We start from the raw sequence: 13505 nt of genomic DNA on the forward strand, positions 1-13505 counted from the left end.
TTTTATGGTAACCAATACAGAAGTAAAAGAACTGGGGCATTTCATCAATGGGGAAATCACTCTTGGAAAGAGTGGTCAATTCTTAGATGTCTTCAACCCAAGCTCAGGGTCAGTCATTGCACGTGTACCTATCGCCACTAAAGAAGAAGTGCAACACGCAATTGCAACAGCTAAAGCCGCATTTCCAGCATGGCGTGCACTATCCGTTGGTAAACGCGCTGAAATTGTCATGAAGTTCCGTCAATTGATGACAGAAAATATAGATGAATTAATCGACATGATTTGTACAGAAAGTGGAAAAACAATTGAAGACGCTAGGGGTGAAATCACGCGGGGATTAGAGTCTGTTGACTTAGCCATCAATGCCCCTCACCTCCTAAAAGGCGAGTACTCTGTAAATGTTGGTGGGGATATCAATGCTTACTCAACTAAAGCACCACTTGGCGTTGTTGCAGCGATTTCCCCTTTTAACTTCCCTGTGATGGTGCCACTTGCTATTACAAGTATGGCAGTAGCAGTCGGCAATTCCGTTATTTTAAAGCCATCCGAGCGCGTACCTTGCTCAGCACTATTTTTATCGGAACTGTGGAAAGAAGCTGGTTTACCAGATGGCGTTTGGACAGTCATCAATGGCGACAAGGAAACTGTCAATGAATTACTAGAAAATCCAACAGTTGAAGCCATTTCGTTTGTTGGTTCAACACCAGTAGCTGATTATATCTATGCAACAGGTTCCAAACATGGGAAACGCGTCACAGCATTAGGTGGCGGTAAAAACAATATGGTTGTCATGCCTGATGCTGACTTAGAACAAGTCGCAAACGCATTTTTGGGAGCTGCTTATGGGTCTGCTTCCCAACGTTGCATGGCCATTTCAACAATCATTCCGGTTGGCGAAGAAACAGCGAATAACCTTGTAAAAGTACTAGCTGATAAAATATCAAAATTAAAAGTAGGTCCATATACAGATCCAGAAGTTGATTTTGGACCCGTTATTACAAAGCAATCCAAGGAAACAATCATTGGTTTTATCGACCGCAGCTTAGAAGAAGGCGCTACGTTAGTATGCGATGGTCGCAACCCAGACATCGCGGAAAACTCAAATGGGTTCTACTTAGGCCCTACGCTATTAGACAATGTCAAACCAGGTATGGAGATTTATGAACAAGAAGTATTTGGACCAGCTCGTAATGTGGTTCGTGTTGATTCATTAGAGGAAGCCATCGAATTAATCAATGCGCATGAGCTAGGTAACGGGGTTACAATCTTCACAAATAATGGTGCTGCCGCTCGCAAGTTCACCACTGAAATCGAAGTCGGCATGGTTGGTGTAAATGTGCCAATTCCAATCCCAGTCGGCTATCATAACTTTGGCGGCTGGAAACGCTCGAAATTCGGCGAGGGTCATATGTTTGGACCAGACCAAGTCCGCTTCTTCACAAAAGCAAAAACAATTTCAGAGAAGTGGTTTGAAGAAAATAGCGAATCCCATTCAACATTTGCATTTCCAAGTAATAATGACTAACTAGGTGAATTGGGATGTGCTAGGATGTCTACATTCTTGCATAAGCTTCGCCCGGATTTTTTTTAGTGATTAATATAAAATGAGAAGTGTCGCATAACACTCCTCAAATGCAACTTCTACCGTAAAAGTGGTGGTTGTCTATATTTAGTTTTTCTTACGAGAACCACTCTTTTGCTTCAGGGGAGGAGTGGTTTTCTTTTGTTCTACAGAGCTCTAAACGTTGGGCCTGGTTCCAATGACGACAGTAGCGTCAAGTTCGTCGTAATATGCGACCTGTGTTATTAGCCCGTTTTGAACAAAAATCTCGACTGTCAACAGTGCCTGTCGCTTATAGCCTTTACTAAAAACCACACTGTATAAGTATCCGATGCTTGCCAATACCACGATGCAAATGGAATCCTCTTAGTACTAAGTGTCATACCTACTTCCTCCATAGCTTCACGTTCAAGTGCTTCATCAATGCTTTCGTTCTCTTCAATTCTTCCACCAATAGTCGTTAATAGCTTTTCTTCTTTATCCCACGCCATAACAATTGTTCCATTTTCTGTTATTGGAATACAATGTACACCTGCAATTCTTTTATCTTCAGGTAAATCAATTATCGTATTTAACATAGTCGTCACCCCGTTTCATACAAAGTCCTTTTGTAATACTTCGCCTAAAGACATCCTTTTTCCTATTAACTATAACAACATTCTGTTATTCAACTAAGCACTCGAAGTTCAATAAAAAGTAAAACAAAATTGCTACCACAAAAATTGGAATTGCAATCAAAGCTGAACGATAACTAACATTATTTCTTTGATTTCTACCCTCAACAGATTCAGTTGCTAAGTTAGCCCACATTCTATCTCCACTTACTAATACACCCGAAAAAATGAATGATATCCTAATAGAGCATTGGCGTACGTCATACTAAGCGAAACCATACAACGACAAAAGTTAAGGAGGAAGCTAGTTAGAAATTCAAATCAGGGAATGCCCAAATCAAAACGCAATTATGATAATCGTAAGGGAATTGCATGTATATATTAATGTAATTAAACTGCACATTAAAAACCATAATTTGAATAAACAAATAATTACGAATATACTCAAAATTAAGAATTCGCGATAGTTAATGAGCTTCCTAGTGTATACGCTATCAATGTGCGAATTTCAAAACTTACATTAGAAGAGGGGATTTTAAATGAATAGTGCAAACGCTGTAGAAGTATATGATGCAGGTAATATCTGTCCAGATGATTTACCGTGGATTCCTTATTTTGGGGTGGCTCATTTTAAGTTACTCAAGGTTAATCCAGTAACAGGACAAACTATTACCCTGTTAAAAGTTCCTGCGGGGACACAGCTTCCTACCCATTTCCATCCTGGAACGGTTATTGTGTATACCATTAATGGCTCTTGGAGATATATGGAGAATGATTGGGTTTCTAACGCTGGGGATGTAGTTTATGAGCCCGCTGGATCCTCACACACACCTGAATCTGTAGGAGATGAAGAGGTAATTACGTTAAATATTGTTGAGGCAACATTAGACTATGTGAATGAGAATGGAGAAATTATTGCTAGAGATAATTGGCAGTCATTCTTGCAAAAATACCATGATCATTGTGCGGCCGAAGGAATTACACCTATAGATGTGACTAAATTTTAATAGTTAGATTGATAAAAAAAGAGAAGCCCTTCTATTAGACGAAGTGGCAACTCTTTTTTTCTTATATTTTCGTAATTTCAGATTTTAGATAATGAATATACTTGTTTATTAAAATGGATAAATGTTTATCTTCGGATAAAACTAATCCAAAAGAAATATCTAGACGCCTGTTATTCACCAAATCAACAGGAATGATATCTCCATTAATGACAGGGGGATAATTTTTCATGATGAAATCAGGAGCGAATGTAATAGCCAAATTTTCAATGATAGCTTGGAGAATGCCGTCCGAATTGTTTGATGTAAATAGAATTTTCATAGGCTGGTATTTGTTAAAGAAATCATGAACAAAGTATTGCATAAATTCACCGTAATATGTAACGAGCGTTTGATCTAGTATCTCATGTGAAGATATGGCACCTGTAAACGCTAAGGGAGAATGTTTAGAAACATAGACTTTCTGCTTCCCTTCATATAGTGATTCAAAAGCTATTCCTTCCATGTTTATGTTCCAATCTGGTGAATAGGCAATCAATCCGATGTCGGTTTTATGCTGGCGAACATCTTCAATCACAGAAGAGCCGCTTTTTTCATTTATTTCTACATTTACTTGTGGATAATCTTGTTTAAAAGCAGCTAAAGACTTTAATAGAACCGTCGTCAATCCTGGTATGGAAGATACTTTTAGTTCTCCTCCTACCATGGAATTAAATGAGTGGGCGGTCTCTTTGATTTCCTCAATTTTTCTTAACACTTCGTAGGCTTGTTTCAGAATGATTCTACCTTCATCGGTTGGTACAGCACCGTGTCCCCTTGAGCGATGTAAAATTTTTAGCCCCAATTCCTTTTCTAAACTAGTAATAGATTGGCTAATACCGGATTGAGTCACATAAAGATTCTGTGCTGCTATAGAAAGGGAATTGTGTTTTGCGACTTCAACAATATATAGTAATTGTTCAAAGTTCATAGTTTTTCTCCTTTTCTATTAAAAAATGCTTATCAAAATAAATATTGTGTTTGATTGGGAATGAGAACCAGTAACATATACGAGATTTAGTAGGTATACCTTCTTTGGCTATACCCCTTTTTATGCATGAACTCATACCACTTGGCTGTTTAGATAATAGCTATACTTGAGTTTATTTCATAATATCGATCCCTTGCGGCTCTAAGCTTAAAATGACAAGTAAATAGAGCACCTCCCCAAATCCTGTATTATGAGAGTTACGACACAAACATAAACAGACTGGAGGAATGCTCTATCAATGCTCTATCCCCATTATACGATACGCCCTAGAACTGATTTACATTTCAAAGTTGATTGTGGTTTCCTCGTCCCGGATGACATTCCATCAGAAGCTTCTTATTCACGTATGATTACATTAATCAGTGAATTAAATGCATTGGAAATCGTTCAAGAACGTTAACTCTTACAGGGGCTCTTTTATAATGAGGGAATAATAATTGAAAAACATGTTCCCTTTCCTTTTTCACTTTTAATTTCTATATCTCCGTTTAATTCTTTAATAATACCATATGCAATCATAGTGCCGAGCCCAGTCCCCTCCTCTTTTAATGAATAAAACGGCATGGCGATTCGCTTTATTTCTACAGGAGACATTCCAATGCCTGAATCGATAATCTCAATCACAATACTATTCTTTCTCTTTTTCACATTAATTCTTAGTATCCCACCATTAGCCATCGCTTCAATACCATTATTAATTATGTTAATTAAACACTTTTTTATTTTATCAGCATTAGCATTTATAAAAAGCGAATCATTATTACTTATTTTGATTTCAATATCATGTAAGATGGCAAGCGGTGAAATTTTGTTAATTACTTGATTGACAATTAGGTTAATATCTAACGAGTCTTTCTTATCATTATTTTGTGGTTTTCCTAATGATAAATACTCATCAATAATGAGTTGCGTCCTTTCTATCTCCTGCAGTATGACTTGTAAGTACTCATCCTTATGTGTTTCCGAGATTTTATTTTTATGTAACAACTGTATAAATCCATTTACCGTAGTTAGTGGATTTCGAATCTCGTGAGCAAAAGAAGCGGCCAATTCACTTATCACATAATATTTTTCTGCCCTTTGAATTTTATCTTTCATTTTAAACTTTTCAATCATTCCTTCAATTAAATAAATTGATAACAATCCCGTAAGAATATTGATTACTATATAACTACATAAAAATTGCATCCATTCAGAGCTGACTGTTCCATTTATCTTTATTTCGCACATTATAGCAAAAACAGAAAAAGAACTAGTGCAAATGAGAATCAACAGTGAGCCAAACAGTATTCTTCTTTTCTCTATATAAGCTGGTAGAAAAAAATAATATATTGCAATATTAGAAAAGAACATTATAACCATAATAAAAACTGATGGTAAAAAGCCGTTTCCACCTAAGTAAAAACGGTAAGAAAGATATACAAAGGTGACAAAAATAAAGCTTCTTAAACCTCCATATAGAAAGGCTAGAATGATAGGAATAAGCCGTAAATCATAAATATATCCGAAATGAAAACTAATAGGGAACGTCAAACAAAGAACAGTAGCAATTGATGAAAGAAAGGAAATTAATACATTATTACGCACTTTTTTTCCATCTTTATCTAGCCAAAATATTTGATAGCAAAAAATACAAAGGATAATAATGAATGCATTTAATAACAGTGTAGGTATCCCCATGCTCTATTCCCCCTCTTTCTATAAATATAATTGTCTATTAAGTATAAATAACCAAAATATTAATATGATTATACATGATTTCATGTAATTGAAAAGTATGAATATACCTAATTTTGAATTTTTAAATATTTATGAAAGGAGGAAATAAAAAAGTCTGTTAAGTACACATAGCTTAAAAATTTTACCTAAAATCAAAGCCAAAAAACACAAGTGGCATCATTATTCCACTTGTGTTTTTTATTTTTATAAGTTATTCTAATCAGCCTATTTTTAAAATTTTTTTAAAAGTCAATGTTTCACAAACCTGCTCTTAAGTACAATAAGAGCTGTCTTAACAGCTAAACGATTTTCCGCTAAAGCTCCCTTTACTTGAATAAGAAAAACAATATTTATAACTTCTATTAAACAATTACGAATTTTTCTATCCAAAACATATATCAATGTAAAGACTTTCGACATCGTATGCGAAAGACTTTATATAATTTCCATAGGTTTTACAACATCGACAAGACCAGAAAAAAGAATTTTTTTTTGTTTAAATTTATACAGGATTTAAATCAAACTATATTCGGTTCATTGGATTTGAAAAATTAAACAATAACGACATGTATTTCATCTTTATGGTAAGTTAATCGCAATCTTTTGGTTTAAAATTTCGCAAAAGACAAAAAACTTTATTTCCAATTGATATCGTCTTGGTTTCATCTTTACATTGTCCAATTATAATCGTTTTTGTAAGGCAAATAAAACAATGAAAAGAGGAATTTAAATGGGTAAAAAGAATTTATTCACTGTACTTAGTATTTCAACAGCATTATTAGTAGGAACTGGAAGTGCCTATGCTACACAAATTCAGAAAAATGAGTCAGAAAAAGCGGTACAAATAGTTAACAAAGAATCGAATGATACAACAAAACAAGAAGTAAAAGTACAAGAAAGCATAAAAATACCAACTGAATTTAGTTTTACTGATGAGGCTTTTTTCACAAGAGATGGTCAGCCTGATTACTATGCTAATAATTTTTTAAATAATCAGGACCTATTTTCTTTATTAAATATGAATGGGGCAGAATTAAAACAAGAATTAGCAACTGGAAAATCGGTTGTTGAAATTGCATCATCTAAAAATGTTTCTACACAACAAGTGTTTGAGGTCATTGCGAAAGCACAGATTACCGTGCAGATTCAAGGTGAAGAAAATGGAGAAGTTCCTAAAAACTCTCATTCAATGGAACAACGATTAAAAGAGATTGAACCGAAAGTATTACAAATGATTGAGCACAAAACTGAAATACCTTGGAGGTAATGTTCTGTTTCACCGCTTTACCAATTTAAGAAAATTCGAATATTAAATTCTTTTGTAAAACAAAAAAGACTCCTCTTATTGACTGGGAACAGACCCCATAGATTGAGACAAATAAAAACACCTTAAGTTGAAAAACAGGTATGTATTACCTAAGACAACTTGGAGGTGTTTTTCTATGGGTACAAGAGTAAGTTATCCAGCAGATTTAAATTAAGAGCAGGAGAATTAAGATTAGCAGGAGTACCTGTAAAACCAAATAAAACACAAATCAAAACACAGTTGAGATTTGTTCCCTGTCTCAATAACTGGGTCAGTTCGCTAAGAGGACGCCTTTTTCTTTCATACCACATTTAATAACAGTCATCTACTTCAAATGAAAGATATGATGGTAACCTGATGTTTAAATACATTACGTTTCAACGATTCGTATTTAAGTAAAAGTAAAATAGTACGCCATCTGAAGTATTCATGACACCATACTGCAAACCATGTAGATCTAATATATTTTTCGAAATGGCAAGACCTAATCCAGTACTACCTTCTGATCGTTGTCTAGACGTATCGCCACGATAGAATCGTTCCCAAACCTTTTCTAATTGGCCACCTGGAATATGTGACCCTTTATTTTCCACGCATACTTTTACCTGTTCATTCTCTACGATGGTCGAAATATAGATATGCTCATTCAAAGGTGTATAACGGATTGCATTTGTAATATAGTTCGTAATGACTTGTTCGATAAGATGTTGATTTGCTAAAACTTTTATTGAAGTCAATTCTTTATGAATGGTTAATTGCTTTTTCTCTATTTCTAAATGTAACTGATGACAAATATGCTCAATTACTTTGTCTAAATAAAAAGATTCCATTTTCATTTTGTACGTTCCAGACTCGTATTTTGCTAGTTCAAGCATATCGATAATTAAACGATCCATCTTGTCGACTTCTTTTTCCATTGCTTCAAAGTAGTAATCCTTCTTATGACTAGCAACACCGTCTTTCAGGATCGAAATACAACCTTTCATAATACTTAGTGGGGTCTTCAATTCATGTGAGACACCTGAGATAAATTCTTTTCTAATATTCTCTAATTGTTTTTCTTTTTCAATGTCTTGCTGTAGCTGAGTAATGTGCGAATGTAGTGTATCCGATAGTAAATTAATATTCTGAGATAAATCGCCTATTTCATCTTTAGAGTAATATTCAATTCGTTCTGAAAAATCTAAGCCTGCAATTTTTCTAGTTGAATTGTTGATTTTTAATAATGGTCTTGCAATTTTGATTGAATAGTAAAAGGAAGCCAAAATAGTTAGTAGTAACACAAAAGCTATCAAATAGATAAAATAATCGTTGACCATTTGTGCAGCTTCATCTACTGGTTGTAAGGAAGCCATAGCAAAAATATAACTAATGTTTCCATTTTTATCTTTAACCGGGTCAATGAACAGTTTATATTTTATTCCATTTTTCTCATAATTATCTGTTGTGAATGTTGTGAATTGATTTTGTCCATTAAACAATAAGCCTGTTTGGAAATCACTAATACGCTCCATAAAAAAGCTATTACTATAAATGATACTGGAAACATCATTTTGATCAGGAAATCGGACATTCTGTACGATTCCTTTAAATTGATTGATTCGAAAATTAGGATGATCATGATATTTAATTGATAATGTTATTTTCTCATGTAGATTATATTCATTAAATTCTTTACTATTCTTTTGGAGTTCATTATCAATTCTTGTCCAAATAAATTGATTTAACCAATCAGAATCATTCTGCAAAAAATATAGATAAAACGGGAGTATTATATTATTTTTTTCAATCGTATAAAGATCCACTTCCTCACCTAATGTAATGGTTGGCGTATCTTTAAAAACATCTTCTCCTTTTAATAAATGATACAGTGGAATCGTTACTAATTGATTTGAATTTTTATCGTCATTTATCTTAATTTCTACATAGTAATCATTTGATGATATGATATTTCCGTTTTTATCCAATGTGGTTATCCATGTATTGTTAGTACGATAAAAATCTTGTTCTAATTGCTGGATGGATTGCACATTTCCATTACTTTTTAAGTATTGTTTCTCAAATGATTTGATACTTGATTTCAAGTCATTTACTTTCTGATTTTCATAGTATTGCTTAAAGAATATGGTCTGACCAATATAAATCGTACCTGTAATGAACAAACATAGCGTTGTTGTTAATAAAAATAATTTTAAAACAATACCGTATTTCATAAACTCTCCTCAAACTTATACCCTGTTCGAATAATCGTTGAAATCAATTTTGATTTGGTTCCTAATTTCGCTCGCAAATTACGAATATGTGTATTGATCGTTCGATCATCACCAAAGTAGTCATGTCCCCAAACCTTATATAAGAGTTGTTCTCTTGTAATCACAATTCCTTGATTTTGCATTAAATACGTTAAGATTTCAAATTCCGTATGTGTTAAATTAATATTTACACCTTCTACCTTTACTAACCTTGAAGAAAAATCTACTGAAATGCCATTTTTAGTTAAAGTATCAATTGAACCTTCATTCAATCGATATCGACTTTCAAGTAAACGTTTAACTCTTGCTAATAAAATTGATGGACTATATGGTTTTGCAACATAATCATCTGCACCTAGCTCAAACCCAAGTAATGTATCATCCTCATCAATACGAGCAGTTAACATGATGATTGGAACATTTGATGCCTTACGGATTCTTCTACAAACAGTCCATCCATCTACTTTTGGCAACATGATATCAAGAATAATTAGATGAAAAGCATTGTTTTGAAATGATTCTATTGCTTGTTCACCATCAATAGCTTCAACTACCGTATACCCCTCGTTTAATAAATAATCTTTCACTATCTCACGTAAAATAGTTTCATCTTCCACTATTAAAATTTTGTACTGCATTTTCAAACCCCCACACTCTCTTTTGATACTCTTTATTCTTATTATCCAATAACTCTTCGATTACTCCATCCTTAAATGCATAAATCGTTCCCATTACGAGCGAGAGTAAATATAAAAGGAAAAAACCTATCAAACTTGGTAATAAGAAAAATGTTGCAACTCTACAATTGTTATTTAATTGTTTACCAATGGTTATGTACTAACTTCTTTCAATATTTGAGTTTCAATAAATTTAAATTCTGTTTCAAAAAAGTATAACCTGACGAAATAAAGATGAAGTAAAGATACCGAATAAAAGTCTACGATCTAAAAAAATTAATAGTCCATTTTGTCATGTCTTCAGCAACCTTCTAGTGACTATGTTCGCAAAAGAAAATCATTCTATTCATAGTTGGAAACCAGAGTTGTTTGGAGAGTATATTTAATAGAAGAGATTTAAAAGACATATGTTGAAAATAACAAAGTTTAAAAGTTCCTCTTTAACCCTTATATAACCATAAAATAAAAGAATCCATTTTGAAAAAAGATTGTTCAAAATGGATTCTTCCGTTGTGATTTAGTATTCAGTCTCACAAAAAAGCTTGATTATTTTAGTGTTCCTTCTTCAACTAAAGCACACTTTTGCTGAATTAGGTTTTTTTACTTTTTTTAAATAACCGAATAGCACCTAAAAACGATTGAATTGATATTAGTACTGAAAGTAAGAATGAAAACCAAATGTGAAATGTTGGTTCAATATTTGATGCGAACAAAAAAATAGGAACAAGAGTAGAATGTACTTTACCATGAGAGTTCTCCAATTTGAATTATCCAACATATAAAAAGTACTGCTTCTTCAACTAACCTGCCCCGTTAAAAATAGAGGGTCGTGACTGTTATCACAACCCTCTTGTTATATTATTGATTATTAATTTGGTTGAGATTTAATAACCATATCTGAAATCTCTTCCCTTATTGGAGATTTCATGTGCTAGACGGATAGAGGACACTGCTAATTCTGCATATGTTACTTCTTTTGTTGGGTTAAACTGATTTTTTTCTGCCTTTACTAATCCAAGTGAGTGCGCCAAAATCACATATCCAGCGTTTTCCGTTTTTATTTTTTGGCTGTCTGTAAAATCATTTTTAAAAATATTACTATGTTTCGCTGCTTGCTCAAGACCTAGTGCTCGAATATACCATACTGCTAGCTCTTCTTTAGTAATGGGACTATCTACATCAAAGGTCTTCTGGTCTGTTTTCAAAATCCCCGCTTCCACTGCACGCTCTATTGCTTGATAAGAAGCATGTTTAGGATCAACGTTTGTATAGGATTGCTTTATACTCTCTGACTCTCTATAACTGCTTGTCTCATAAATATACGTTAAGGAATTCATCATAATCTTGATTGCTTCCCCTCTAGACACTGCTGCATCCCCGTTAAAGGTTTTTGGATCACTAACCGTCAATACCTTCGCCTTGATTAAATAGTTCAGCTCTTCAGCTGCTGTTGGATGAGAAACCTCGGAGGTCACTTCCATATTGTACTGGTTAATCCATTTGCCCGAATTGGCTTCTAACACATTAAAGGCAGTTTCATTAAAAATTGGAGAGTATACTAAATTATAATGTTTATTTTCTTTCTTTTGATTTTCTTTCATATAGCTCATTTTTATACTTAGCGCTTTACTCAAAATATCCTCAGCTTCTTTTGAAGAGATTACCTTGTCTAAAGCCGGCCACTTGTCAATTTGTGGTCTAATTACATTCAGACTCTCTAAGGAGCCGTCTTTATGAATACTTAAACTAATCTGATCTCCCATAACCATAACTCCATTAACAATGCGAGGGAAGGTTATATAGTAATTGCCCATTGTTTCATCTTGATAACCTTCCTCTAAAGGCATAGCATACTCATGAAGGTAAGAGGGTACCAATTCCTTTACATACTTAACTGCTTGAGCAATCGCCTCTTCTTTAGAAATTGTGACTTCCTCTTTAGTTCCATCTAGTTCAGACAATAAACTATTTAGTGTATTATGATACTGGAGCAGCTCACCAGTTTTCTTATCAAATTCTAATGTAGCCCCACTTCCACTATTACCGTAGTTATACATATAGTGAACACTAAATATTTCTTGGCCATAACTGTTTTTTACTTCTTCGACTGATTGAATGCTTAACTTAATTTTGTTAGACTTCACTTGTAATAACTTTTCTGCAGCTTTCTTTGCCTCTTCCTTTGTTATCCCATTTTGCTTAGCTGGCAATGCAGTTTCTGTAACCTTTACATATTCCTTTTTAGTTGGTTGTTTTGCTACAAATTCTTTACCGTTAAACCATTCCCCTGTGATAGCATTTATGCTTAGAACATCAGGCACATAAACCAGCTTCACATCATTTTCCCCAGTTTCATAGTTGGTGTTAACTTGATATTGTAGTTTCGCAGTAAGATTTCCTTTTATTTTTTCTAATGCTTCTTTTTGATCTTTTACTTTTTTTACATCTTCAAAAGTAGGAGATTTAGTTATTTGTGAACCATTGAAGCTTACAATTTCCCCGTTTCCGAGAACGGTAACGTTTACACTTTGGTCAGCAATTGCAACATCATCCTTCATACGATTGAAAGAAAAGGAATAACTTATGGGCCTAGTTAAAATTTGCTTTGAATAATTATAGTAATCATTATAATCCTCATCTAGTTTGTAATTGCCATCTTTGAGAAATTTCTTAACGAAATCGGTTGCAACTTTTTTAGCTTCCTCTTTAGAAACCTTAGCTGGAAACAACGCATCTGGAGTACTAACAGGCTCGTAGTTAAAGGATTCTATCTCTAAATCTTCTCCATAAAACCCTATGTTTCCATGAATATCCTTCCCATTTTGCAGCTTACTAAAAAATAAATGATACCTTGTTGTCTCATCTCCAGGATAATTATTAGAACTCATATGAAAATCACTCGCATTCACAAAGTCAAAAATCCCAGGAAAAGCAGAACGGAACTTTTTAAGCAAGTCCTCCTTAGTAACAACCTCCCCTGTAGCAGCCACCTGTGCTACCACTTTTACTGGTTGTCCTTCTACTATACTCGCTGCACTAGCAGCAGATGAAAACATCCCAATCGATAAAGCAGATGCAGTAAATATAATCCCTATCTTCTTCAAATTAAATCTCTCCCCTTTTTTCGGTAATAATTATATTATAAAGCAAATTTTGGAAACTTGAAATTAAAATATTTATATTATTGTAAATATTTTCTAGGGTGAGGGGTTGTACTTGGAGGAGAAGTGTGTTTTTGCATAGATTAAGGTTGTTTATGGGGTTTGTCGAGTTCGATGTGTTATTTTTCGCGTTTACATCCTTCTTCGTTTCGTTCAACCATTTTATGGAGATATTTAATCG

General features: G+C 33.8%; 11 protein-coding genes and 1 pseudogene. 4 read left to right on the forward strand and 8 right to left on the reverse strand.

Annotation, left to right across the window (positions count from 1 at the left end; translation table 11 throughout):
* The first annotated feature begins 4 nt into the window (after positions 1-4).
* Positions 5-1525: a CoA-acylating methylmalonate-semialdehyde dehydrogenase gene (locus tag MHH81_RS12470; protein ID WP_340921676.1), complete on the forward strand. Its 1521-nt coding sequence runs from the start codon at positions 5-7 to the stop codon at positions 1523-1525.
* Positions 1526-1738: 213 nt separating this feature from the next.
* Here MHH81_RS12470 and MHH81_RS21375 read toward each other — a convergent pair.
* The 3 genes and pseudogenes from MHH81_RS21375 to MHH81_RS21380 all read right to left on the reverse strand — a co-directional run.
* Positions 1739-1855, reverse strand: a pseudogene (locus MHH81_RS21375) (putative protein N(5)-glutamine methyltransferase); the annotation flags it as partial.
* Positions 1837-2139: an NUDIX hydrolase gene (locus MHH81_RS12475; RefSeq protein ID WP_340921679.1), complete on the reverse strand. Its 303-nt coding sequence runs from the start codon at positions 2137-2139 to the stop codon at positions 1837-1839. The pseudogene MHH81_RS21375 and the gene MHH81_RS12475, both read right to left, overlap by 19 nt.
* Before the next feature lie 85 nt (positions 2140-2224).
* On the reverse strand, positions 2225-2419 hold the full coding sequence (locus tag MHH81_RS21380; RefSeq protein WP_445678141.1) for a DUF5316 family protein: 195 nt from the start codon (positions 2417-2419) through the stop codon (positions 2225-2227).
* Positions 2420-2714: 295 nt separating this feature from the next.
* Here MHH81_RS21380 and MHH81_RS12480 point away from each other — a divergent pair, with 295 nt between their 5' ends.
* On the forward strand, positions 2715-3182 hold the full coding sequence (locus tag MHH81_RS12480) for a 2,4'-dihydroxyacetophenone dioxygenase family protein (RefSeq protein ID WP_340921682.1): 468 nt from the start codon (positions 2715-2717) through the stop codon (positions 3180-3182).
* A gap of 61 nt (positions 3183-3243) precedes the next feature.
* Here MHH81_RS12480 and MHH81_RS12485 read toward each other — a convergent pair whose 3' ends face one another.
* Positions 3244-4149, reverse strand: coding sequence for a LysR family transcriptional regulator (locus MHH81_RS12485; protein WP_340921685.1), 906 nt, complete (start codon positions 4147-4149; stop codon positions 3244-3246).
* A gap of 298 nt (positions 4150-4447) precedes the next feature.
* Between MHH81_RS12485 and MHH81_RS12490 the strand changes: the two genes are divergently transcribed.
* The gene (locus MHH81_RS12490) at positions 4448-4609 is read left to right on the forward strand and encodes a hypothetical protein (protein ID WP_340921688.1); all 162 of its coding nucleotides are present in this window, start codon (positions 4448-4450) and stop codon (positions 4607-4609) included.
* 17 nt (positions 4610-4626) lie between these two features.
* Here the strand turns inward: MHH81_RS12490 and MHH81_RS12495 are convergent, their stop codons facing one another.
* Positions 4627-5889: an ATP-binding protein gene (locus MHH81_RS12495; RefSeq protein ID WP_340921691.1), complete on the reverse strand. Its 1263-nt coding sequence runs from the start codon at positions 5887-5889 to the stop codon at positions 4627-4629.
* A gap of 769 nt (positions 5890-6658) precedes the next feature.
* On the opposite strand from MHH81_RS12495, the gene MHH81_RS12500 reads away from it, so the two are divergent.
* The gene (locus MHH81_RS12500; protein WP_340921694.1) at positions 6659-7195 is read left to right on the forward strand and encodes a hypothetical protein; all 537 of its coding nucleotides are present in this window, start codon (positions 6659-6661) and stop codon (positions 7193-7195) included.
* Between the two features lie 416 nt (positions 7196-7611).
* Here MHH81_RS12500 and MHH81_RS12505 read toward each other — a convergent pair whose 3' ends face one another.
* The 3 genes from MHH81_RS12505 to MHH81_RS12515 all read right to left on the reverse strand — a co-directional run bounded on the left by MHH81_RS12505 (position 7612) and on the right by MHH81_RS12515 (position 13267).
* The gene (locus MHH81_RS12505; RefSeq protein ID WP_340921697.1) at positions 7612-9447 is read right to left on the reverse strand and encodes a sensor histidine kinase; all 1836 of its coding nucleotides are present in this window, start codon (positions 9445-9447) and stop codon (positions 7612-7614) included.
* Positions 9444-10124 (reverse strand): response regulator transcription factor, encoded by a 681-nt coding sequence (locus MHH81_RS12510; protein ID WP_340921701.1) that lies wholly within the window; start codon positions 10122-10124, stop codon positions 9444-9446. Before MHH81_RS12510 ends, MHH81_RS12505 begins: the two co-directional genes overlap by 4 nt.
* Before the next feature lie 923 nt (positions 10125-11047).
* Positions 11048-13267: an S-layer homology domain-containing protein gene (locus MHH81_RS12515; protein ID WP_340921704.1), complete on the reverse strand. Its 2220-nt coding sequence runs from the start codon at positions 13265-13267 to the stop codon at positions 11048-11050.
* Positions 13268-13505 lie beyond the last annotated feature (238 nt).

Source organism: Psychrobacillus sp. FSL H8-0484 (assembly GCF_038005325.1).
Taxonomy (GTDB): Bacteria; Bacillota; Bacilli; order Bacillales_A; family Planococcaceae; genus Psychrobacillus.